General features: G+C 46.0%; 21 protein-coding genes. 18 read left to right on the top strand and 3 right to left on the bottom strand.

Annotated elements, in window-relative coordinates; translation table 11 throughout:
* The first annotated feature begins 2 nt into the window (after nucleotides 1-2).
* Both IEY13_RS25920 and IEY13_RS25915 read left to right on the top strand, forming a co-directional pair.
* Nucleotides 3-1190: a glycosyltransferase gene (locus IEY13_RS25920; protein ID WP_188957892.1), complete on the top strand. Its 1188-nt coding sequence runs from the start codon at nucleotides 3-5 to the stop codon at nucleotides 1188-1190.
* Nucleotides 1165-2397 carry a hypothetical protein gene (locus IEY13_RS25915; RefSeq protein ID WP_188957890.1) on the top strand — a complete coding sequence of 411 codons (1233 nt, stop codon included), beginning with the start codon at nucleotides 1165-1167 and terminating at the stop codon, nucleotides 2395-2397. Before IEY13_RS25920 ends, IEY13_RS25915 begins: the two co-directional genes overlap by 26 nt.
* Nucleotides 2398-2445: 48 nt before the next feature.
* On the opposite strand, the gene IEY13_RS25910 is transcribed toward IEY13_RS25915, so the two are convergent.
* Nucleotides 2446-3876, bottom strand: coding sequence for an undecaprenyl-phosphate glucose phosphotransferase (locus IEY13_RS25910; RefSeq protein WP_188957888.1), 1431 nt, complete (start codon nucleotides 3874-3876; stop codon nucleotides 2446-2448).
* A gap of 97 nt (nucleotides 3877-3973) precedes the next feature.
* On the opposite strand from IEY13_RS25910, the gene IEY13_RS25905 reads away from it, so the two are divergent.
* Both IEY13_RS25905 and IEY13_RS25900 read left to right on the top strand, forming a co-directional pair.
* Nucleotides 3974-6265 carry a right-handed parallel beta-helix repeat-containing protein gene (locus IEY13_RS25905; RefSeq protein ID WP_188957886.1) on the top strand — a complete coding sequence of 764 codons (2292 nt, stop codon included), beginning with the start codon at nucleotides 3974-3976 and terminating at the stop codon, nucleotides 6263-6265.
* 50 nt (nucleotides 6266-6315) lie between these two features.
* Nucleotides 6316-7011, top strand: coding sequence for a response regulator transcription factor (locus IEY13_RS25900; protein ID WP_188957884.1), 696 nt, complete (start codon nucleotides 6316-6318; stop codon nucleotides 7009-7011).
* Between the two features lie 89 nt (nucleotides 7012-7100).
* Here IEY13_RS25900 and IEY13_RS25895 read toward each other — a convergent pair whose 3' ends face one another.
* Nucleotides 7101-8054, bottom strand: coding sequence for a hypothetical protein (locus tag IEY13_RS25895; RefSeq protein ID WP_188957883.1), 954 nt, complete (start codon nucleotides 8052-8054; stop codon nucleotides 7101-7103).
* Nucleotides 8055-8278: 224 nt separating this feature from the next.
* Here IEY13_RS25895 and IEY13_RS25890 point away from each other — a divergent pair, with 224 nt between their 5' ends.
* From IEY13_RS25890 to tssO, 6 genes are all read left to right on the top strand, one after another.
* Nucleotides 8279-8713: a GPW/gp25 family protein gene (locus IEY13_RS25890; RefSeq protein WP_188957881.1), complete on the top strand. Its 435-nt coding sequence runs from the start codon at nucleotides 8279-8281 to the stop codon at nucleotides 8711-8713.
* A gap of 64 nt (nucleotides 8714-8777) precedes the next feature.
* A complete protein-coding gene (locus IEY13_RS25885) occupies nucleotides 8778-10643 on the top strand; it encodes a type VI secretion system baseplate subunit TssF (RefSeq protein ID WP_188957879.1) in 1866 nt (621 codons plus the stop codon).
* Nucleotides 10644-10652: 9 nt separating this feature from the next.
* Nucleotides 10653-11600 carry a type VI secretion system baseplate subunit TssG gene (locus IEY13_RS25880; RefSeq protein WP_188957877.1) on the top strand — a complete coding sequence of 316 codons (948 nt, stop codon included), beginning with the start codon at nucleotides 10653-10655 and terminating at the stop codon, nucleotides 11598-11600.
* 18 nt (nucleotides 11601-11618) lie between these two features.
* Nucleotides 11619-12488 (top strand): TssN family type VI secretion system protein, encoded by an 870-nt coding sequence (locus tag IEY13_RS25875; protein WP_229688024.1) that lies wholly within the window; start codon nucleotides 11619-11621, stop codon nucleotides 12486-12488.
* A gap of 18 nt (nucleotides 12489-12506) precedes the next feature.
* Entirely contained in the window at nucleotides 12507-13685 is a 1179-nt protein-coding gene (locus tag IEY13_RS25870) for a hypothetical protein (protein WP_188957875.1), read from the top strand.
* Nucleotides 13686-13716: 31 nt separating this feature from the next.
* Nucleotides 13717-14232 carry a type VI secretion system TssO gene (tssO, locus tag IEY13_RS25865; RefSeq protein WP_188957873.1) on the top strand — a complete coding sequence of 172 codons (516 nt, stop codon included), beginning with the start codon at nucleotides 13717-13719 and terminating at the stop codon, nucleotides 14230-14232.
* Between the two features lie 3 nt (nucleotides 14233-14235).
* On the opposite strand, the gene IEY13_RS25860 is transcribed toward tssO, so the two are convergent.
* On the bottom strand, nucleotides 14236-14844 hold the full coding sequence (locus IEY13_RS25860) for a C40 family peptidase (protein ID WP_188957871.1): 609 nt from the start codon (nucleotides 14842-14844) through the stop codon (nucleotides 14236-14238).
* A gap of 52 nt (nucleotides 14845-14896) precedes the next feature.
* Here IEY13_RS25860 and IEY13_RS25855 point away from each other — a divergent pair, with 52 nt between their 5' ends.
* The 8 genes from IEY13_RS25855 (at nucleotide 14897) to IEY13_RS25820 (ending at nucleotide 24733) form a co-directional block, all read left to right on the top strand.
* Nucleotides 14897-15925 carry a PKD domain-containing protein gene (locus IEY13_RS25855; RefSeq protein WP_188957868.1) on the top strand — a complete coding sequence of 343 codons (1029 nt, stop codon included), beginning with the start codon at nucleotides 14897-14899 and terminating at the stop codon, nucleotides 15923-15925.
* 5 nt (nucleotides 15926-15930) lie between these two features.
* On the top strand, nucleotides 15931-18402 hold the full coding sequence (locus tag IEY13_RS25850) for an ATP-dependent Clp protease ATP-binding subunit (protein ID WP_229688023.1): 2472 nt from the start codon (nucleotides 15931-15933) through the stop codon (nucleotides 18400-18402).
* A gap of 155 nt (nucleotides 18403-18557) precedes the next feature.
* Entirely contained in the window at nucleotides 18558-19010 is a 453-nt protein-coding gene (locus tag IEY13_RS25845; RefSeq protein WP_188957866.1) for a hypothetical protein, read from the top strand.
* Nucleotides 19011-19055: 45 nt separating this feature from the next.
* Nucleotides 19056-20447, top strand: coding sequence for a DUF5458 family protein (locus IEY13_RS25840; protein ID WP_188957864.1), 1392 nt, complete (start codon nucleotides 19056-19058; stop codon nucleotides 20445-20447).
* A 165-nt stretch (nucleotides 20448-20612) separates the two neighbouring features.
* Nucleotides 20613-21005 (top strand): type VI secretion system tube protein TssD, encoded by a 393-nt coding sequence (gene tssD, locus IEY13_RS25835; protein WP_188957862.1) that lies wholly within the window; start codon nucleotides 20613-20615, stop codon nucleotides 21003-21005.
* Nucleotides 21006-21103: 98 nt separating this feature from the next.
* A complete protein-coding gene (tssD, locus tag IEY13_RS25830) occupies nucleotides 21104-21493 on the top strand; it encodes a type VI secretion system tube protein TssD (RefSeq protein ID WP_188957860.1) in 390 nt (129 codons plus the stop codon).
* A gap of 49 nt (nucleotides 21494-21542) precedes the next feature.
* Nucleotides 21543-23339, top strand: coding sequence for a type VI secretion system Vgr family protein (locus tag IEY13_RS25825; RefSeq protein WP_188957858.1), 1797 nt, complete (start codon nucleotides 21543-21545; stop codon nucleotides 23337-23339).
* 20 nt (nucleotides 23340-23359) lie between these two features.
* Nucleotides 23360-24733, top strand: a complete 1374-nt coding sequence (locus tag IEY13_RS25820; protein ID WP_188957856.1) for a hypothetical protein — start codon at nucleotides 23360-23362, stop codon at nucleotides 24731-24733.
* Nucleotides 24734-24735: the final 2 nt, after the last annotated feature.

Here is a 24735-nt window from a genome sequence, read left to right as displayed (position 1 = left end):
CCATGAAGGTAGCAATTGTACACGATGAGTTGGTAAGAAAAGGTGGCGCAGAGCAGGTTGTGTTAAGTATGCATAAAGCATTTCCCGATGCTCCTATCTATACCCTTTGCTATAACAGTGAGCGTACTTACCCTGAATTTAAAGGCGCTAACATTATTACTTCCTGGTTTCAGAAGATAGGTAAAAACGATAAGCTGGTGAAGCTGCTGTTCTTTCCTTTTGCGCTGCTGGCTATGCGTTCTATCCGTTTACGTGGTTATGATGTGGTACTGCTTTCCACTACACACTGCGCTAAATTCATCCGTGTTGACAAAGGAACTACCGTTATCAGTTATTGCCATACTCCTTTACGGGTGGCATGGCGCCCATGGTCGTACGAGAACCTGATGAACAAAAACTGGCTGTTCCGCCGTTTGTTTCTGGCAGGGGCTGCTTTGTTAAGACACCTGGACAAATTTGCTTCTAAACGTACTGATTTCTATATCGCCAACTCTATTGGTATGAAGGCTGCGCTGGAAGAAGCTTACCATCCACGCAATGCAGTAACTATCATCAATCCCTCAGTAAAGCTGCAAAACTTTTATGTAGCCGATGCGGTAAAAGATTATTATCTGGTGGTATCCCGCCTGGAGCCTTATAAAAAAGTAGATCTGGTAATTGACGTGTTTAACGCCATGCCTGATAAAAAACTGGTAATTGTGGGCAAAGGCTCTCAGGAGGCTGAACTGAAAAAACGTGCAAAAGATAATATTGTGTTTCTGAACGGACTGGATGCCAAACAATTGGCGCAGACCTACGCAGAGGCTAAAGCATTGATTTTCCCGCAACAGGAAGATTACGGTATAACCCCGCTGGAATCGGCAGCTTCCGGCAGACCGGTAATTGCTTTTGGAAAAGGTGGTATATTAGATACCATGATACCATATACCTATAACAGTGCAAAAAGTACCGCCCTGTTTTTTAAGGAGCAATCGGTGCAGGCGCTGGACGGTGCAGTAAAAGCTTTTGAGCAGCTGCACTTTGATCCGCAGTTTATCAGGCAGTATGTGCAGCATTTTTCTGAAAACCGTTTTATCAGAAAAATACAGAAATTTGTAGAAGAGGTTTTGCCTGGCTATTATCCTCTGAAAGAAAAATTCTCAACCCATACCAGCCATTCGCCTTATGATGCAATTAAAGCGCGTTCTTGACAGTTATCTCAGCATTGTACTGTTTATTGCGGGTTTTACATCTGTTGTTCTTATGCCTTCGGTATCATTTTCGGTACCGTCTTATCTGTTGATTTTTCTATTGGCGCCGCTGGCCATGTATTACAGTATTAAAAGCGGCAGCTTTCTTCATAAAGAGTTTATTGCCATAGCAGGCATCTTCCTGTTTGTTAATGCGCTGGCTCAGTTATATGTGTATTACTCGGGCATTCAGCTAACACCCACCCTGCGTTTAACGGACGACAGCGATACGCAGAAAGTATTTTTACGGAAAAGCTTATTCACACAATCCTTATACCTGTTCGCAGGTTTTTTGCTGTACCTGTATGTAAAGCATCTGGGTACCCGCAGGCATATTGCGGTGTTCTACAACGGCCTTCGTGTGCTGGTGGCTTACGGTTTTCTGGAGATAATACTATTTCAGTTTACCGGCCGCAATGGCGACTTTATCAGCAACCGGCAATTTGCCCATACGCCGGGAAGCCTGTTTCAGACCATGCAGGTAGGTGGCTGGGTTATTCAGCGGTTAAAAAGCCTTACCGGCGAGCCCTCGATGTTTGCTTTTACCGTAGTGCCTTTCTGGATACTGGCGGTAAGTTTAAAACGTACGGTAGATATTGTACTGTTTGGTATTGCGCTGGTGCTAAGTTTTTCCACCTCTGCCTGGCTGGGTATGGCGGTGCTGGCATTGGCTGTGGCTGCGCATGAAAAGCGGATTCAACGTTATCTGTTATGGATGGTGCCTATGGGGCTGATTATACTGGTGGCTGCTTATTATACCAGTGCGGGCTTTAAACACTTTGCAGATGATACGCTAATTGATAAACTCACCGGCGGTAACACGTCCGGGCAGGAACGTTCCCTGTTTTTTAAAAATCAGTTGGCTTTCTGGTGGAATGATATGAACTGGATAGGGAAACTTACCGGCCTGGGCTTTGGGTATATACGGTCTACTGATTTCTTTTCAACGCTACTGGTAAACAATGGCCTTATTGGTATACTACTCTTTACCTGGTTCTTTTTCAAACATTCCTTTGTACGCCTGAAAGGTGAAAAAGATGAGCGCTATTATTATAGAACTGCGTTAATAGCTACTTATCTGATTATGATGGTTTCTGTTCCGGAGTTTGCTTATCTGTCTACCTGGATACTGTTGGCATACCCCGATGCAGCAAGAAGAGAACTATAAACCAATTTTTTAATTTTGACCTTTTAATTTTCACTTTTGACTTGACTTTCAATAAGCCATTTCCTCTCCTTTTAATGCGTTGTACACGGTGCGGAATATAATCTTAACATCCAGCCAGATAGACCAGTGTTCCATGTACCAGATATCGTGTTCTACTCTCTTTTCCATCAACTCATTGGTTTCAGTGCCGCCGCGTAATCCGTTGATTTGCGCCCAGCCGGTGATGCCGGGTTTTACAAAGTGACGCACCATAAATTTACCTATGATAGCACTGTATTGTTCCGTGTGCATAAGCATGTGCGGGCGGGGGCCTACCACACTCATATCACCCATTAACACGTTAAAGAATTGTGGCAGTTCATCCAGGCTGGTCTTGCGCATAATGTTGCCAATCCAGGTTACCCGTGTATCGTTTTTACTGGCCTGTGCGCTATCGCTTTGTGTGTTCACCTGCATGGTTCTGAACTTGTAGCACCAGAAAGGCTTATTATCCTGTCCGCTGCGGAGCTGTTTAAAAACGACGGGCCCACGGGAAGAAAGTTTGATAAGTATGGCCAGAATAGGATACACCCAGCTTACCACAAACACCAGTGCAAACACGCTGAATAATATGTCGAAGGCGCGCTTAAACAACTGGTTGCGCGTATCTTCCAGCGGCTCATCCCGTAAGGAAATTACCGGAAACTGGCTGAGGTAGTTGATGTGATACGTGCTGCGGAGCATATTGGTGAAGTCGGGCACAAACTTGATGCGCAGAAAATGTTTATCTGCCATGGTCATCAGTTCCTGCACATTCTTGTTATCATCCGGCAGCAGTGTGGAGTATATCTCCTTTATGTTATTGTTAATTGCGTAATCAAAAATGTCTTTCACACTGCCTCTGATGTTGCGCATATTATTAAGGTGCGCATCGTGTATATCTGCAGGAGCGAGTGCCAGGGCATTTGTTTTAGTAATTTCATCATCAAAAAAGCCGGTGAATTCAAACGTGGTTTTTTGTCCTGAGAAGTATTCGGCCAGTTTGCGTCCTGTTTCGTTAAAGCCGATAATCGCGATCTTTTTACGGGTGCGTGTATTTTTAACAAAAGCCCTGATAATAGCTTTCAATGCCAGTCGCGTACAGCAGATGGCTGTTATAAACTGAATCATAAAATACAACGTAAAGCCCAGGCTGATATCGTCCTGTTTAACAATTACCAGATAAAAGCCAAAGAAAAGTGCGAACACCAGTAAACTATTAATTGTGGTATTTTTGAGGTGCGAATAGCGGCCGGAAGGGCGGTGGTTATACATTTTAAGTAATGCCGTGAGTGCCAGCCAGATAAGGTTTGTGATATAGATGAGATTGACCCGTGTGCCCGGTAACATTAACCGGTAGGAATCGAATATTTCAAAGGCTATCAGAAGCGTACCGTTCAATAGCAGAAAGTCAAACAGCAACAGCGATATCCGCACTATATAATCAAATCTCGAACTCATAATACCACGTTTTCAAAAGTGAAAAAGGCAACAACTATGCCTAAAAAAACTGGTATAATTATAGTGCCACTGATTTAATATTAAAACCGGGAACCAGATGAGGATTTTTAGAGGAAAATTGATTTATTATTTATTGTTAGCATGTGTTTGTTCGGCAAGCCGTGCAGGCGCACAGGTGAAGATGACTACGGTAACGGTTACAGATATTGCCGGAATGCAGGGTATAACTGATACATCTACGGGCGTATTGGTTACAGACAGTGAGCGGGGCGGACTTTTCCGGTATACCAGAGAAGAGAAATACAACAACGGCACTGCTTTTCCGGCCACGCGTATTGGTGCCGGTACGTGGCAGCGCCTGTTTTCTATGCAGGAAGGGCTGAATGTAAAATGGTTTGGTGCTAAAGGCGATGGGGTAACCAACGATGCGGTGGCTTTGCAGGCGGGCATTCAGGCGGCAGCAGCTGCACGGGTGCCACTGGTGTTACCTGCTGGTATCTATTACATTACAGAAAATACCACGCTGAACCTTACATCGGGTACCTATCTGAAAGGAGCCGCAAGAAACACTACGGTTATACAAACCGACCGGGGCTTTAGCCACGACTTTCCGGCACTGGTAAATATTACCGGCAACAATGTTACAGTAGAGGATATTAGTTTTTCAGGAGGCAGGCCCCGTGGCGATAAAGACCGGTCTGCGGCCACTGCCGGACGTTATGCTTTAATTAACATTACGTTTGATATTGAGCCGGCCAGCAACATCCTGATTCAGCGCTGCGGATTTGCAGATGCCTTTGGTAAAGGTATTTTGTACAAAGCCTCTAACGTAACCATACGCGATTGTGATTTTAAGCGCATAGGCCGTTACAATATAGATTTTGCAGCCGTAGATGGTGCTATTTCCAACTTTGGGCGAACAGGCTGTGCCAATATACTGCTGGAGCGCAACAGCTTTGAGTTTGTGGGCACACATTGTATTTCTTCTTTTAAAATATCAGGGCTGAAAATACGGGATAACCGTTTGGAAAATATATCCGGCATAGGCCTGGCTAACCAGCAGTGTGTAGATGTGGAAGTATCAGGCAACAGCCTTAACCGCACCGGAGATAACGGTATGGACTTTCAGCGTTGTGAACGGATTGTTATTAATAACAACACTTTTAATAACGCCGGCGATAAAAACGCAGGCAACGCCGGTTCTGCAGCAGCCATATTTGTAGGGGACGATTATGGGCTGGCCGCCTCCAGCAGTACCATTATCAGCAATAACTTTGTAACGGGTAATTATACCCCTAAAAAAGGGCAAAGTGCTGCAACCTTTCAAAACTGTGGCTTTTATATTATTGATGCCAACCACGTAAAAGTAACCAACAACATTATCCGGTACATAGGTGCATTGCCTGCTGATAAAGATGCACCTTATGTGCTGGAAGACGGTAATGCCATTATGGTGGTAAACACGCAAAAGGGCGCTGGTACCGATATTGTAATTGAGGGCAACACCCTTAGTAACATGAAGTGTAACGGTATTTATGTAAATGGGCAGAGCCGTGAGTTAAAAATCAAGAATAACTACATTGACAAGTTTGGTGTACACGGTATACTTATGTGCGCCATTGGTACCAATCTGTTTAGCCAGGTAGAAGGCAATACCATTGTGGATGGTACCAACTTCTACAACAAACCTGTTGCGGCAGATATATTTGTAGAGGCCCAGAACGCGTGGATTACCAATTTCAATATCTCACGCAACCAGCTGCGGAATGATAGCCGCGGATCGTACAGTTCGCGGAACGATACAGTGTTTACCACACATGGTATTTATTTCAGTGCCAAGGGCTTTGGTAAGTTTAATAACCTGCTGGTGACCGATAATCAGGTAAACGGACACCTGATGGATGAGATAGGTTTTTCGGACAATATTGCGGAATACAGCGTAAACAGCGAGAATTACTTTCCGCTGGTGAGTTTTAAAAACAACTTTTCGGGTAGCACAGACGATCAGCCAGATATCATTATTCCCGGCCTGAACCAGCGGCACAAGCCCAAGGTGATTACCGAAAGCTATGGTTTACAGGCGCCTGTTTACGGAAACTACTCCGCCGGATCGGTAATCCGCAACATTTCACCACAAAATGATGTTTATGGTTGGGTAGCTGCCAATTCGGGTTTTGCAGCTGGTAGTCGCTGGAAGGGGGGCATGGGCTATGCAGCCGGGCAAACTGTGTATATTAACGAGGATGTGTACCGCTGTGTAACAGCCGGTGTTTCCGGTAAGGCAGGTCCGGTGAAGAAGGAAGGATTGCTGAGTGATGGTACCGCCAGATGGGAGTATATGGGGGATCGGGTTTACTTTAAAAAGGTGTTATTGAGGGATTTAAGATAAGTTTTGTAACTTATCGTATATTTTAGCCATCAAATCTTAAATCATAAAATATGGAAGGAAAGGAATACAAGATTTTATTGTGTGAAGACGATCAGAATCTGGGGATGGTATTGAAGAATTATCTGGAATTGAATGATTATGATGTAACGCTTGAAAGAGATGGCCGTTTAGGACTGGCGGCATATCAGCGCGAGAAATTTGATATATGTCTGCTGGATGTAATGATGCCTAATATGGATGGTTTTACACTGGCAGAGGAAATCAGGGATATTGATCCGGATGTTCCCTTGTTTTTCCTGAGCGCTAAAACCATGAAGGATGATATTATTCAGGGGTATAAGCTGGGCGCGGATGATTATATTACCAAGCCGTTTGACAGTGAAGTACTGCTGCTGAAAATAAAAGCAATACTGAAGCGCAATGAAGAAAGCGTAAAAGAAAGCGAAAACGTAGAGTTTGATCTGGGACGTTATCATTTTAACCCCAAGCTGCGTGAGCTGATTATTGATGGCAAAACGCAAACCCTTTCTCCTAAAGAGAATGAACTGCTGAAAATGCTGGCAGAGCATAAGAACGACTTACTGCCACGCGAGCGTGCGCTGAAAAAGATATGGGGTAGCGATACTTACTTCAATGGCCGTAGTATGGACGTGTATATTGCCAAGCTGCGTAAGTATGTGAAGGAAGATAACAATATTGAAATAGTGAACATACATGGCAATGGCTTCCGCCTGGTAGCACCATAGTAGTCATTGGTATAGATAAGAAAAAGTCATTAAGATCGTGTGGGCTTATTACACGTACTTAATGACTTTTTATTTTAGTTATTGTGTTGCTAGTTAATAGGTAGTCCAAAGCGTCTGGCCCCTTCCCGTATAAACTTATCTGCTTCATCGCTGCCTTCTATGCATATTTCATCTATCGGCTTGTGAAACTTTTTGGTAAGTGGGTTTACATTATCTATCGTCATAGGGTTACCCATACCATCTGTAATGGTTATAGTATCTGGTTTTACTATACAGGAATCATCCCCAAAGAAAGTCATGTCTGAACGGTTGGTTACATAAGAACCGCCTATGCCGCCATGGGAGGTATAGAAGAACCGCTCTTCATGATATTCTGATTTGTACTGCGTAGAAGTATTGCTGAAGAAGCCACGTGAGTGAACATCCGGGTGGCGGCGGGCATGAAATACATATCTGGTATTTTCTACCACTGCCCCATCCAGGCAGGGCTGCCTGTCAACCGAATCGTACAGGCCCATAAAATATACCTGTGCTACCGGGCTTAACATACGTGCCAGTGTGGTAACCACCAGGCCGCCGCGGGAGTGGCCGGCCAGTACAATACGTACCTGACTATGGTTAAAAGGCTGTTTAGACAACATCTGCGGTGTAACACGCACAGGCAGTCGGGTTACATAAGAAGAGGTATAGCTATACCCGTTCATATATCCCATACTGGTTTGCTCGCTGGCCTGCATACAACTATTTACATCGTACATATCCAGCGCATGTATATTGCCATTGCGTATTTGCGGAAACAGCACAGAAAGGCGGTGCATAATAAAGTCCAGCGCCCTTTGCAGAATGGCTTCAGACTCACGCCCTGAAACCGAATCGGAAGGGCCATCGAAAAACTTTCTATCAATGCCCATGGTACCAAACCGGAAGTCGCGCACAAATTGGAAAATATGGCTGTTGCTGCCGTCTGCCTTGCGCCAGCTGCCTGAGCCGGTGCCATCAACACCTACCACAATGTACTTAACATCAGAAGCGGAGTTACTCATAACGGTGTTTGTTTTTGGTGTATGAAGTCAGCATGCAGGTACTGATCTGTTATCAAATTACAATCCAATTATATTTGTTTAACCTTAAAATTTCCAACTAAAAAAGGCACCATTTTTGTTTTATATCAGTTCTTCGCGTTGCCGATGTCCAAGACAATCCCTTTTGAACCTGGCTCGCTGTTTACCTTTTTATTTGATTTTCACAGTATTATTAAAAGGCAGGTATGCAGTTTGACTATTACACACTACCTCTGGATCCCGGTAAGATTATTAAGAAACAGGAGTTACCCAAATGCTCACTGAAACAATCTGTGGCGCACCATTTACACCTGATTCTAACGACTTCATTCGGCGAATTATTATGTGATCCTGAATTTGGAAATGGACTATGGGATGAAGACTTTGATAATGTAAGCTACCGTTCCAGACAAAAAGAAACCATTTTACAGTCGCTGGTGCGTGCTATTCAGAAATACGAAAAGCGGCTGGAGAAAGTGCGTGTGCAACTGACAGTGAATCAGGAAGAGGTAGCAGCAGCGTCTGCTGAGGCGCGTGTAAAGAAAAAGATGTCGATAACAATTACAGGAACCCTGAAAGCAACGAATGAACCAATAACATACCGGGACAGCTTTTTTATAAGTCCCCTTGCTTACAACTAACAACTAAAAACACTTTACCGTACACTAACCACACACCCTGTTAACCTGATAAGTGACAAATACCATGCACGAGAATAGTGAACATATCAAAGCGAGAATGTTGCAGGCTGCTGCGCGTATCTGGGGCTACCCGGAAGCCGATGCGGCCACCGACTTCGATCCGCTGGTATCCTTACTGCTGGCAGTAAATGCGGCTGAGTTTGAACGCCTTTCCAACGAAATACATTTGTCGCGTACCCGGGTACTGGAGAAGATGGTGCAGCTGATGGCGCCTGAAGTGCTTACCGGGCCCTTACCTGCATCGGGCGTGCTGTATGCATTAAGTACAGAAGCGCAAACGGTTATCCGTGAATCGGATCAGTTCTTCTACAGCAGGCGTATCAGTGGCGGTTCGGAACAGGAAGCGCCTGGCACCCGGGATTTGTTTTTTACACCCGCGGGCCGGTTTACACTCAACAAATGTGCTGTGCAATATATGGCTACCGGTAACAAACTGTTCCGGTATACCGATGCTATGGCAAAAGAACTGATGGCTTATACACAGCCCCAGCAGGTGCTGCCACCAAATACTTTGTGGCTGGGCATTGACCAGCCAACAGTAAGCCTGGATGCTACTCAGTTTTATTTTCAGATACGCAATGAAGTAAACAAGCCTGCCTTTTATAGTCAGTTACCTAAAGCCAAATGGAGCATAGAAGGCAAAGGGCTGGATACCAGAAAAGGCTATAACACAACAGATGCAGACGATGCGGCTGGTATGATGGAGCAGGTGCTGCAGCAAACAGGACCGGCTACCCGTTATCTGCGGCAGATAAGGCATTTGTACGAGCATTGTTTTGTATCGCTGGCTGATGCGGAGCAGCATACCGTTATAGCACAGCCGGTGGTTCCCAATGAATTACGCAACCTGTTTGCACCGCAGCACTGGCAGGCTATGGAAGCAAGGCCGGTGAAGTGGATAAAGGTTGTTTTTCCGGAGAATATATCCAGTGAAATGCTGGAAGATGTGAGTTGCTTTACCAACTGCATGCCGGTAGTAAACAGGCGGCTGCACGATATAACCTACCGCCTGCAGGATATGGCCAATCTGTTACCATTGACCACAGATGCGCAGTTTTTTGATATAGCTGACATTACCGATGAGCATGGCAGGCCACTGCATTTGCGCACAACCACCGGGGATACGCAGCAGGATACAGATGTGTTATTCAGAAGTGGTGGAGCAGGGCGTTTTGATGAGCGTGATGCCAATATGGTAATACAGCATCTGGTGCAGCTGCTGCGCGATGAAAGTGCTGCTTTTTCCGGTCTGGGCCGCGATCTTATTGCTGAAGAAATAAGGCAGCTGCAACAGGTGATAGCCAAGCTGGAGCAACTGTTGTCTCAACGGCAGGCACCGGCAGAGCGGGTACCTTATCTGGTAATACGGAAAGGGAAAAAAGCAGATACACGCCACTTGTTTGTAAAGTACTGGAGCACAGACGGCGCGCAGGGAAATGCGGTTAAAGCCGGTACGCCTTTACAGCCTTATAAAACCGGGGCTGTGAATCATGCACATATTTGTTTGCTTACCAATATGCATGGTGGTAAAGACAGGCTTACGCAAACAGACAGCGTAATTGCCTACAAACAGGCTGTGCTATCAAAAGATAGAATAATGAGCCGGGAAGACATACGCCTGTATTGCCTGGGATATGTAGGAAAAGGCGTAAAGCGTATTGCTGTGGAAAAAGGGGTGATGGTATCTGCCGATACTACGCGTGGTTTTTTGAAAACGATTGATGTAACCATTGTACTGGATAGAAAAGCGTATCTGGATGCACTGGAAAAAGATGAACTGAGTTACTGGAAAGAACACCTGAGTGCACAGCTGGCTGAGAAGTCGATGGCGTTTATGCCTTTCAGAATATTTATTGAAGAAGCCGCTTAAAAAACACCTATGGAAACAGAACAACGATTAGCGCATTTATTGCGGCTGCTACAGCACCGGAACCACGATACCAGGGCTGAAGTGCTGCTATGGCAGGCGATGTGCGATGGTTTGCAGCGGACCGATTTTGTAGTGAACAATAACCGCTTTTTTGAAAGGCCCTATACAAAGGATATTCTGGGGGCAACGATGGTAGAAGATGAATGGCGCCGGTCTTTTGCTGAAATACAGCTTACCCGCGCCGGCTTTTATGATATGCTGCCGGAAAGCCTGTTTTTTCAGCCGGATAGCCGCGACCTGCAGCGGCGTGCAGGTGCAGCAGAAATGGCGGCACAATACCAGCAGAACAAACTGAAAGAGAAAGAGGTGCGGCGTTTTTTTCAGCCGTTTGAGAACGAGTTCTTTTATCAGCAGCTGCAACTGGAGCGGGAAGAGATTCATTTGCTGGATGCGTTACGCGACCGTATGATGAACCGCTTTTTAGCCGATTTCTGGAACCTGCCTGCAGCACTGCCCGTTTCTGTTACGGCTTCTTTTATACTGCTGATTCCGTACGCGCATATGATTAACGGCAATACAGCGTTAATGCAGGACTGTCTGGAGTTATTGTTGAATGAGCCGGTAAAGATAACAGTGAAGGCACCGCTGCCTACCACAGCAGACGCATCGTTACAGGGTAGGCTGGGCGTGCAGCAGCTGGGTGACAGTATGATTTGCGGAACCACGTTTATGGAAGATTATCCGGTGTTGCATTATCGCATTGGCCCCTTACACAACAGTACGGTTACAGGGTATCTGGAAGGGGGTATGCAGCACCTGTTGCTGGATACGTTTAACCGGTTTTTTGCCCCGGCTGAAGCAGATATAATAACAGAAATAGCAATTCAAAAAGAGAGTGGAAGTATGCGTTTTGATAGTGAGGAGCAACCGGTTTTGGGATATACCTCCGTTTTATAGATATATAAAGCAGAAGATATGAAAATGGAAAGATGGTTTTCTCCCGAAATGAGCCCTTCCTTTCTTTTACTGGGACTGGGCTTTTTAAGCCTGTCGGCCATTTTTACACTGGTGATAGGTAAAGTTCGCGGAGCTGTAAAGCCTTACATTAAAAGTTCAATTGTATACCTGCTGGTATGCTGTGCATTGTTTGCGTTAACAGGGCTGGCTATAGTTATTCCTTTTACGAGCTATCTGCAGCATTTTATTTTTTTTCAGGTAGTGTTTATTGCTATGGGAACTGCCCATATGTTTTTGCAACACCGGTTTTTAAAATGGGTGGGCGATGGCAGCTTTTGGGCGGAACTGATATTTGTGGTAGTGCTGATGCTAACGGGAGCCATGTGTTTTGTAATGACGTACCGCATTACCAACCGGGAAGGCATTGAGTTGATTATGGCTACATCGGTTACCGCTTTCATTATTCCCTTTTTTGTGGCTTACACGTATCGCGCAGCGGTGGGTATTCCTGCCAAAGTGTTCAGACAGTGGTATTACCCGGTAAATGCTCATATACAGGACCCGGATGAGAGTAAGCTGAAAAACCTGTTGGTAATAAGCTTTGAGTTTCAGAAAAAGGAATCGGATAAATACTTTACCAACTTCCGGGCTAAGGCGCCGGCTGATATGGAGTTTGGACAACTGTTCTATTATTTCATTAATGATTATAACGAAAGACATCCCGGCGGCTCTATCCACTATTCCAGCGAAGGGGCGCCTAACGGATGGATATTTTTTAAGAAACCGAAGTGGTATACCATTGTTACACAATATGTAGATACTGACCGTACCATTTTTCTGAATAACATAAAGGAAAACGATGTGATTATCTGTAGTCGCATTTCTTAACGCCTAACCGAAAAAACTATGAGCACACAAAAAGAGTACATGCCGGTTAACTGGGTTGACGGCATGAAGATTAACAAGAATCATTTTATTGAGCAGCAACATGCGACTACATTTCAGCAGGCGCTGGGAAACAGTGGTTTTTTAAACAACCATAACTATGGTTTGCTGCCTGCCGATACCATTCGCCAGGCAGGTGCGGGCATATGGCTGAATGCCGATAACCAGCAATATATACAACTACGCGTTACATCGTGCCGGGCCATTACACGTGGCGGATACAGCATTGTAATAGAAAATGATACTGCGCTGGAAAACAGCGGCCTTGCGGCACGTATTCCGGGCCTTAGCGTACCCTTTGCTGAGCTGGCAGGTAAACAACAGCAGTATTATGTGGTACTGAGCGTAAACCCGTATGAGCGGGTAGCCAGCGGCGCTGCTAACCCTGATGAGGTACCTGCCCGCCTGCCCTATACTACGCCATCTTATGCCTTGTTGCTGTTGCCGGTGGAAGAAACCACCATTCATACACTGGGGCATTTTCAGTTACCAGTGGGTAAAGTAAATGTAGCGGAGCAGCGGGTAATGCTGGATGAATATTATATACCACCTGCAGCAGCTACTGCCGGGCATGCCGCTTTACTGGAAGTACACGCCGGCCTGGAGCAGTTTTTTGGCAGAATGGAGCTGAACGCCGTACAGATAATACAAAAGATTCTGCAGAAAAAACAGCAGAACGATTTGTCTGAACCGGTGCAACGGCTTTGTGAAGGGTTGCTTAATTATTTATCAGTAGAATATACCCGCTTACGGTTAGTGTACCTGTATGCGCCACCGGTAGAAATGATAAGCAGTGTTGCGGGTTTTGCCAGAGTAAGTAAGAATATACTGGACTGGTATACTGGAACCCTGCGGGAAGAGTTGTTTAACTATTTTTCGGAGTGGTGCGGTATTAAGCAAACCGAGCTGGAGAACAGCATTACCGATTTGTGTAACTACAAATACAACCACCTGGATATTTATGAAGGGGTGGATAAGGTACTCACATTTACAACGCTGTTACTGAAGCTGTTTAACAGTCTTGCTGCGCTGGATTACATAGGTAAGAAGAAAGAGGCTGGCATTTTTGTGAAAGAACAGCTGGTGGTACCGGAAGAAGAAGCACAACAGAGAAAGCGTAGAAGTTTTCTGGCAGATTAACCCTTTTTTACTCACTAATAATAACTGAACTATGTCACAGGTGATGAATATACAGGAAAGGCGCCAGGCGTTCTGGAAGTTTCTTTTCTTCTTCCTGTTATCTACCGCATTGATTGTAGGTGTGGTTTATTTTGATATGCGCATACCCACTAAAGACAATGAGATGCTGCGCGAGCAGGTATCGCATTTTAAAATACAGGCTACTGCTCAGGAAAAGTTTGTTAAGAGCATGGATGAAGCCAGAGGGCTGATTGACTCGCTGAACAAGCCGGGCTCTAACCTGGTGTACCTGAACCAGCAGATTGCTGCCAAAATACGGGAGCTGACGGAGTTGCAATATAAGGACAGCAGTATTTACAGCCGCCTGAATAAAACGGTACTGGATGTATACCTCCGCTACCAGGAAAGTACCAACAAAGTGGTAAGTATGGGCGATGTGCCCAGGCAGCTGGAGGAATACAAAGCGAAGTATGAGCAAACGCAGCGCGACCTGGATAATGCCAGGAGAGACCTGGATGTAATAAGAAGAAGTACTAACGGCTATTAAATGTTATTTATGTGCAGTACCCTTGTTTACTTTAACACGACCGGCGGCCACGTACCGTTGTTTCCAGTAGGGATCGTTAAGGCTGGCAATACTTACGCCTTTAGAAACAGAAGCGTTTACAAAGGTGTTATTGCCCAGGTACAGCCCTACATGCGAAACTACTTTGCCCTGCGTGGTGCGGAAGAACACCAGATCGCCCTCGCTGAGATAGTGCCTGCTGCCAAAAGGTTCTATGCTTCGGTTAAAGAACTGCTGAACAGAAGTGCGCGGTATTTCAATATGATATACATCGCCCAGCAGCCGTTGAATAAAAGCAGAGCAGTCAATACCCCTTTCATCAGTGCCGCCCCAGAGGTAGGGCGTATTCAGCCATCTGTCGATAAAGCGGTACAGGGGAAGGTTGTGGATGCTGTCTGCGGGTATGCCGGTGTGGGAAGAGTACTTCTGCCTCAGCAACTCGTTGCGCATCATGGCACTGTCCATAGCCGTACGCGGAACCGCAACGGTATCGCCTTTCAGAATAATAGTGTCATAGCTTTTGGTGCTTTTTTTCTGAGAGCCACATCCGGCCAGTACGGCAGCTGCAACAGTAAGAATATACAAAGGTTTCATATACCTGTGAACAGCTAAATATATACCAATGTTAAACGGTAACACAACAGCTATGCAAAAAAAGCAGGCAATGGCAATACGGTTAGACGAAAACGTTATACTGGTAATGCTGGGGGCTGCTGTACTGGCTGTTATCATTATGTTGATCCGCTATAAAAATTATCAGCCCTGTGTTCCCTTTCACCTTACCACACGGGCTGGCAGCTACTATACAGGCGAGGTGGTACGCTTTGAAACAGACGCGCGTAAGTTTACACAGCTGCACTGGGATTTTGGTGATAACCAGTCTAATGAAACGGCCGTAACCAGTGCCGTGCATGCCTATGACCAGCCGGGCGAGTACACCGTGGCACTTACAGTAAATGGAACATGCACCGAGTACAAAACTATTTATATTTCCCGCGCACCGGTGGTGGTGGATTCTTTGCTATTGCCGAAGTTTATATTTCCGCAATCAGCCGAGGTGGGTAAATCTGTGCAGTTTGAAGATACTACCCACGGAGCAGAACACTGGGAATGGCGTTTTGGCGAAACGGCGGGAGTGGATGCCACGGCGCGTAATCCTTCTTACGTATATCGCACACCGGGGCTAAAAACTATATCATTGGTAATTAACAATAATCCGTTACAGCTGGCGATAGGCAAGGTGTATGTAAACCCTGCGCCGCCGCCGCCGGTGAAGAAGCCTTCGGGTGGCGGTGGTGCACCGGTAATTGTAATACAGGATAAACCTACGTCTGCCCCGCTGGAAGACCAGATGCCGGAAGCGCCTGTAGAGGTGAAACGTGCGCCGGAGATTTCCCGCCAGGATTTTGAGAACATGCTGAAGGGCGTAGCCTCCGGGTTTAAAAACGCACAGAGCTTTGGACCTTACCTGTGCGATAACCTGAATATACAGGTGAGCCTGAATGGTAATGAAATAACCTTTACGGAGCTGTGTAACAAATTGTCTTCCCTGAAGAATGAAAAAAAGATCAGGCGGCTGAACGTGCAGATGGTAAAAAATGAAAAGACCAACTGCGTGGTAGCGCTTGTAGTAAATATGAAACTGAAAGAAAGCCTTTTTGAAAAAATATTCTGATCGTTATGACTATCACCACTACCGATATCTCCTTATCGCCTGCATTGCAGCGGGCGGTGGAAATTGCCCGCGCTATTGCCCGTGAAAACATGCACAACAGTTTTGCAGCGCCGCATTTGCTGAAGGCTTTGTTACATAAGGATGTAGCACTGGAGCCACTGCTGGTAAAAATGGATGCAGATGTATATTACCTGGAAGAGTGGGCAGAGGTGCGTATAGAAGCTTTTCCGAAAAGTACCGTGTTTAACAGTACGGTGTTGGCAGCAGATGAGGTGGGCGCTTTGCTGGATGAGGCAGAGAATGTACGTCTGTTGCTGAATAAGGATGAACTGGAACCTTTTCATGTACTGGTGGCCTTGAGTACGCCGGGTGTAAGTTTTACTTATGAACAGCTGAAATCGTTTCCGTTACAGCGTGATGCTTTGTTGCAGTCGGTAGTGGCGGTAGCAGACAAGCAGCAACTATTATCCGGCACACAGAACGGAAACGGTAAAAAGCCGGAAGCGACGGTTGGTACACAGGCGCTGGTGAAATACTGTGCCGATAAAACGCTGGCTGCTGCAGAAGGCAAACTGGACCCGATTATAGGCAGGGAACAGGAGATACGTATGATGTCTGAAATACTCAGCCGCCGTTCTAAACCCAACGTTTTATTAACCGGGGAGCCGGGTGTAGGTAAATCTGCCCTGGCGGATGGTTTTGCGCTGGCGGTGCATGCGAAGGAGGTGCCGCTGTTTTTGCAACAGGCCAAAGTGTTTGAACTGGATAACGGGGCGCTGGTGGCTGGTGCCAGTTACAAAGGGGAAATAGAAGAGCGGTTAAAAGCGGTGCTGAAAGAGATAAAGCAGTACGATAAGGCTATTTTGTTTATTGATGAAATACATGCCCTGATGGATAAGCAGGGCTCCTTTGCCGGCGCTGCCAACCTGCTGAAGCCCGAGCTGGCGCGTGGCGCGGTAACGATTATAGGTGCTACCACACTGGAAGAGTACCGTAAGCATATTGAAAAAGACGAGGCTTTTGCCCGCCGTTTTGAATTGCTGCAGGTAGAAGAGCCGGATGCAGCTACTGCCTTCCGGATGATGAAAACGGTAATGCCTTTGTATCAGCAACACCATCGTATAGAGGTATCTGACGAAACCTTGCATGAGGCGGTAAGGCTGGCTAAAAGATATATAAAAGACCGGAGACTGCCGGATGCTGCGATTGACCTTACAGACCGTTCTATGGCCGCGCTGCGCCTGATTGCCGATACCGGTACAGAAATGCTGCAGGTATTTCAGCAGGCATGGCAGGTATTGAAAGAACAGGAAGGCACAGAGGCGGATGATTATCAGTGGCATTACCGGCAGTTAAAAAGCAGTGTGAGCCCGGTAATATGGAGCAGCCTGGAAGAAGACCAGGGAGGGCTGCCGCAGGACGCTGCCGGGTGGAAGCAGTTGCTGGATAATATATATACCAGATTAACGGTGCTGATGCAGGAGGGGCGTACCACACTGGAGAAACATGATATAGCTTCTATAGTGGCAGATAAAACCGGTATTCCGTTGGGAAAAGTACAGGCGCAGGAGAAAGAGCGGTTGCTGAATATGCAGGAGCTGCTGAAGGAGCGTGTGATAGGGCAGGACCATGCCGTTAAGGTAATCAGTGAGGCAGTACTGGAATCGCGCTCGGGCCTGGGTAAACCGGGGCAGCCCATGGGTTCTTTCTTTTTTCTGGGGCCTACCGGCACCGGTAAAACAGAACTGGCCAAAGCGCTGGCAGGTTTTCTGTTTCAGGATGAAAGCAATATTATACGGTTTGACATGTCGGAGTTTAAGGAGGAACATTCTGCCGCTTTATTATATGGTGCGCCTCCGGGCTATGTTGGGTACGAGGAAGGCGGCCTGCTGGTGAACAAAATACGGCAGCAGCCATACTCGGTAGTGCTGTTTGATGAGATAGAAAAAGCACACGCCTCTGTATTCGACCTGTTTCTGCAACTGATGGATGAAGGCAAATTGCATGATAAGCTGGGAAAGGAAGGCGATTTTTCTAACGCATTGATTCTGTTTACTTCTAACATTGGAAGTAAGTATGTGGTGGATAGCTTTCAGAACGGAAAGGTGCCGGAGAGTATAGAGCTGCTGGAAATTATGAGCCGGCATTTCAGGCCGGAGTTTCTGGGAAGGCTTACCGAAATAGTGCCTTTTGCGCCTATGACGGAAACTATGGTAGCCCGTATACTGGATATTCAGCTGAAAGAGGTGTATGCCTCGCTGGCAAAACAGCAGATACAGCTGGAAATAACACCGGCTGCCCATAAGAAGCTGGCTGTCATGGGTTTTACCCCTGAATACGGTGCCAGACCGCTGGGCGGGGTTATACGTAGCCAGATACGCCGCCCGCTTTCTAAGAAGATCATTAGCAACGAATTGCAGGCCGGAAGCCGGGCGGTACTGGACTGTAATGCAGATGGGGAGTTGATTTGGCTGTAAATAAAAAACAATTAACGTATAAAAAAATTAATGTTGTTTGAACGGCTATGGCATAATTATGGCTTTTATTCGATTACCTGCATTTGCTAACCTTTTAAACAACCTTCCTCAACCACAGACCTGATAGTTAACCTAACAGTTAAAAAATATATAGTATGCCCATTGAACCGTATGGAATTGGTGGCACTGAAGTAAAAACAGATGCCTTTGAAGCTTTTGCAGATATTCCGCAGAACAGGGTGTTGCTGGCCGAGAAGCTGACAGATGATCCACCCGTAAAGCCTGAAATAGTAGAAGGCATAACCGATATTACCGGTGTGTTCCGCCGTTTTTCCCCGCATGTACAAATGGAGTTTGAAACAGAAGAAGGTACCACCAAACGGGAATCCTTACGTTTCAACGGTTTGGAAGATTTTGGCGTGAAAGGGATTACTGCGCAAAGTGATTACCTGAAAGAGCTGGACATGAAGCAACAGCAGTATCAGAAGATAGTAAAGCAACTGAAAACGAATAAGTTGTTGAAGCAGGCACTTTCGGATAAAGACACCAAAGCCAATTTGCTGGCTGCCCTGAACATTCTGATACAGGAACTGGATGCAGCCCGTTAATACACCGTTTTACAAAACACCGCTTACCCACAAATAGTACATGTTATGTCTACAGAACAAGTAAAGGCAGCCGAAGCAGTTCAGCAGGATGCTTCCACCTATAAAACCGTTGTAGAAGGAGGAGAGTCGTTAGAAGCCAAACTACAGGTGCTGGCGCGCCTGGGAGGGTTTGATTTACTGGAATCGGCCATAGATGGCGTACAAAATATAAATCCGGAGCGTAAAGCCCGTAAGAAGATATTTCTGGAAGAAGCTGCCAAGAAGGATGAGCGGGTCGCGTTGAAGAAAACGCTGCAATGGTGGGCAGACGTGTTAAGCAGTTCTGATGATTTATCTGAAATTGTAAACACCTGCAATACGCGCGCAGAACAGGCAGATAGAGTGCTGAAATCCAACCTGAAAGATGCGCTGAAGCGCACAGAGGAACTGGAGCGCAGTTATCGTTCTGTGGCGTTGTTCTTTAAGAATACCGAAAGCCTGAAGGTGAAAAACGTGTCTATCATGAACGCGGAGCCCGACCAGTTAAAAGACCTGGACAATACCCGTTTTATAGATGCGATACATGAAGAACTGAACAGCAACTACGACAGGCTGGACCTGCGTAATAACTATAGCATTCTTATTCTGCCCGGCTATCTGGGAAGTAATAAAGTGGTAGAGAAATGGGCCAAGATAGCGCACGACAATAAAGTGATGCTGGTTACCGATTTTGAAAATCTGGATTCTCCGGATGATGTAATGGAGCTGTTTGAAGCAGCTAACCTTACCGGTGGAGATCCGTACCGCTCCAACGTGGTTATGACCTGTAACTGGCTGGTTGGCCGTGGTAAAGCGGATGCGGTGGGTGAAGAAGATCATTTATATGTGCCCCCTGCGGCAGCATTGGGGGGTAAGATTTATTATACATTAATGTCGCAGGTTACTGCCGGTAAAAAATTCGGTGGCATTAATGAAGTGGATGGAGTGAAGTTTGACCTGAAGAAGAGTGAGATTGCCAATCTGGAAAAACTGGGATTGATTCCCATGGTGAAAGAGTACGGCAAGGTGATGGCATTTTCTGCAAAAACGCTGTTTAATGGTGATAACCTGGGCTTACAAACCTATTCCGTGGTGCGCGTATTTGATTACGTAACCAAAGTAATGATGGACTTTTTAAACAGACGTGCTTTTGAAAACTTTACTGCCAACACGCGTAAAGAACTGAACGGACAGATTGTGAAGTTTCTGGATGGTATTACCGGACCCAGTAAACTGATTGAAAACTTTAGCATCAGAAGGTTTGAGCAGGACCCGCTGCAAAAAGACAGGATATATCTGGATATACACTTAAAGCCATACTTCCCTGCCAAAACTTTCCTTATTAAACTGGAAGGCCAGAAGGGAGAAGAGCTCGACAAAACCGAATGGATGTCGGCATACGAACAGGATGGTAAATAGTTTAACAGCAACCTTACACCACTAACCTTTTTAAAGCCTGTAGCTTACCCTTTCTGCATTATAGCCTCTACAGTGAATGCATTCGCCTTACGGTGGGTGTACAGGACATCGTTTTTATTTTTAATTGGTCTGATACCATTTTTTATTAACTAAAAATCTACAACTATGTCATTTTCAGTGAAACTGAAGGTAGGCGGTCAGGAAGTAAATGTACTGAACTGCAATTATCAGCTGAAGCAGGAAACTGATGCAACAGGACGTCCTTCTTCCATTACACGCGGAGGAAAGATTACGCTTACGGTTGAATCAACCGGCGACACTACCTTCTTCGAGTGGATGTGTAACAACTTTGAAAGAAAAGACGGTTCTATTGTGTTTGTAAAGCGTGACAACAACGCTACGCTGAAAGAACTGAACTTCAAAGAAGCTTACCTGGTGGAATATAAAGAGAACTTTAATTCCAACGACGAAAATCCGGTAACGGAAACTTTTACTCTTAGTTCGCGTGAGATAGCCCTGGGAACAGGTTCTCATATTAACGAGTGGGTAAAGAACTAGTGTGTACATACTATACACGTATTATAAACAGGCAGCTATGCAGCTGCCTGTTATTTCTCCTAATGGTCTTTTATCTCACAAAGTATAAATAACATCTTATGTCTTTCATTGCCAAAATGGAGCTGGAAGGTGAAAACTCCAATATACTTTATTGCAGTTTTCGCTTTACGCAGGTAACAGACGCAACGGGAAGGCCATCTTCAGTACCCAAAGGAGGGGCGGTGATGCTTACAGTAGAAAGCACCGGCCAATCCGATCTGTTTGACTGGATGATAAGTCCGGAACAGACACGAAGCGGGCTGATTACCTTTTACCGGCGTGATACCATGAGTAAGCTTAAAACGCTGGAGTTTACAGATGCCCATTGCATTGACTACCAGGAAGTGTATCAGCATGACGGAGAATTTCCCATGCAGATTAAACTGGTGCTGAGTGCGAAAGAGCTGAAACTGAACGACTCCACCTATACCAATAATTGGCCGCAATAGTGCTGAACCCATTAATGCTGCTGTTAACCATAAGTGATAAATATTTTTTATGGCTCAGTTAGTTACAACCCGAATAAGTATAGAAGGAAACACTGTAGCACAGGTTTCTTCTTTTCAACTGAATCAGGGCATATATGGCCACCATACCTTCAGATTGGTATGTCCGGCCGAATCCATAGACGGTGTGTCTGGTGGTGTATTTCAAAGCTCTAAAAACCTGATGGGCGCTACTATAGCGGTACAGGTGCAGGGCAACGCCGGGCAGCTGCAGTTTATTGGTATTATAACACAGGTAGAAACCGCACGCTTCAGTGGCTACCTGGGAGATGTGGTGATAACGGGATATAGTCCCACCATTATCATGGATAATGGCCCGCATTGTAAAAGCTGGGAAAAGAAAGCAGTAAAGAATATAGCGCAGGATGTGCTTAAGTATTTTCCGCAGAACTTACTACAGCCCAAAGTGTCTCCGTTGTACCCGGAAACACTTTCTTACATTGTACAATACAAAGAAACCGCGTGGCAATTTCTGTCGCGCCTGTGTGCCACTTACGGCGAATGGTTCTATTACGATGGCCAGCGCCTGGTAATTGGCCCACCCGCAGCGGGAGGCGGTGCGCAGTTGGTGTTTGGCAGTGATCTCAGTCGTTTTAATATGTCGTTGCAGGTACGTCCTGCAACCATGCAGATGATGGCGTATGACTATATGAACCATCAGGTATATACCAGTACGCCTGAAGGCATTGAAGAGAAGGCCGGATTGAATGATCTGGGTAAGCATACTTTTAAAGTGAGTAAGGCGGTATATGCCACGCAACCTAAAGTATGGAACAACCACTTTTTAACCAACAAGAAGCAGCTGGATGATGTGGTGAGTATACGCAGCGCAATGCAGAGCAGTAATCACGTTCGCTTTAATGGCAACAGTGATAACCCGGGCGTAGCGGTAGGTAGCACCATTTCTGTAAAGGGGCAAAACGTATTTGATCAGTCTGCTGAAAGCTATGGCGATTACATAGTAGTAGGCGTAAATCATTTTTTTGATGGTCAGGGTAACTACTCCAACGATTTTATAGCCGTACCTGCTTCTATCAAACTACCACCAGCCAATGCCTTACCCGATCCGGTGAGTGAAACACAGAGCGCTATTGTTACTGATAACTACGACCCCAAAGGTCTGGGACGTGTACGTGTAAAATTCCATTGGATGAACGGCAGCGAAAAAACACCGTGGATAAGGGTGACAAGTCCGCATGGTGGTGGCGGTAAAGGCATGTTCTTTATCCCTGAAGTGGGTGAAGAGGTAATTGTAGGCTTTGAAGGCGATAGTGCGGTTAAGCCATACATAATTGGTACAGTATACCACGGCCAGGCAAACAATACATTCAGCAATAGCGGTAACGATGTAAAAGCCTTACAAACCCGGAGTGGTAATAAGCTGGTGATGAATGATGCAGCAGGTAGTGTGCTGGCAGAAGATAAAGATGGCAACAGCATGCTGATGGATGGCGCGGGTAATATTACCGTAAAATCGAACAAGATGATGACCATGGTGTGCGGTAAATCTAAAATAGAGATGAAGGAAGATGGCACCATTACCATTAACGGTAAAACCATTACCTCCACTGCTACGGAGCAGGGTAAAATAGTGAGTGGTGGTAGTTCGCTCACCCTTACTGCGCAGGGCGATGTGGCCAACATTACTGCCAAAGATGCTACGGTGAAAGGCAATACATCTGTAACGGTAGACGGTAGTTCTACTGTAGATGTAACCAGTAACAAGGTATCGGTAAATGGTAATGCTGATGTGGGTATTACCGGTGGTCTGGTAAAAATCAATTCCTGATAGATATAAATTCTCATTACATGGCAGCATCCACTTCAGTGGCCCAGGAGTTTTACAAGGTAAGAAACGAATGGGCTGGAATTGATGACATACAGAGCTGGAAACTGGCTATATGGGTGGCACAGTTTCATGATGTAGATATTATAGACAAGTTTATGGAAACAGAACGCCTGCCCATAGGCGTTTTTAACGATATATTCTTTCGTTTTGATACAGAGTACAAAGGCGATCATACGGCTTTTGAGCAGCAGCTGTGGAAAGAGTTTGAGGAGTGGTTTATCAAGCCGCAGGATGCTAAGTATGATATGTATCTGGCATTGAAAAACGAAGGACTGCTGTTACACGACTTTGTGCCTGATACAAAGCTGGTGCCCACTTTCGGTAACCTGTTAAAGGAACTGGTACGGTTCAGGCGCTGTATTGACGGGCTGGATAAGCATACACATTTTTGTTTGTACTTCCCGCCGGGGCGACCCGATACGGCACCTCTTTCCGGCTGGTTTACCAAAAAGCTGGAGGAGGGTATACCCAGTGAAATACGGCTGGCAACCATTGATTTTGCGGAGAAGCGTAAGGTGGTGGTAACCAACAGAAAGGTGCTGCCGCTGGTAGCGGAACTGCGCCCGGTGCTGGATATGCCTGCTGCTATAGATAATGAAATGAGCAAAGGTGGTGGCAGCTACGATACAGTAAGTACAGATGCGCGCTACCGCAACCAGATACGGATAGTGATGAATACCACTATCAAAAAAGATGAGCCCTTGCTTACCAGAGAGGTAAACACGCTGTTGCTGCTGAGCAGGCAGTTAAACACCCCTTCCACTGCTACCGCAACTTTGCTGATTGCTGCCCAGGCCTATTTTTCCATAGGCAGCAGTGATAACTGCAAAATGTATACGGAGGAGGCCCTGAGTAAGGCTGCAAAGCTGATGGAAGCGGGTGATGCCAGTGGATACCCCACCTGGAAAGCGTGTATGATGCTGAAAGGCGCTTTGTTAATGGGTGCCCGTAAGCGGAAGGAGTCTATGGCAGTATATGAGCAACTGGCACTTACAGCCACTGAGCATGGGGATGCCTTTTTTATGATGGAGGGCTATCGCCTGTGCGGGCATTTGCATTATGAAATGCGGGCTTATGAGCAGGCTTTTGAAACGCTGCTGCTGTCCATTACCGCCGGTAGTTACCTGGAGCGGGAAGTACGCCGGCAGTCTACGTTTTTGCAGGCTGCCTATCTGGCCTTACTGGTAGGAAAGAAGATAAGAACACCGCAGGAACTGGAGCCTGTTAAAGAGCAGCTGGCCAGCTGGCTGGGTAACGATTGGGAGAGTCTGTTGCAGGAAGAAGGTGTGGTAAAAGCCAAAGCGCGGCAGAAAAGGAAGCGCTTTGCATTGTAGCA

This window comes from Filimonas zeae (assembly GCF_014641615.1).
GTDB classification, from domain to species: domain Bacteria; phylum Bacteroidota; class Bacteroidia; order Chitinophagales; family Chitinophagaceae; genus Filimonas; species Filimonas zeae.
Note: the sequence above shows the minus strand (reverse complement) of the source record. Positions and strands in the feature narration are given on the sequence as shown.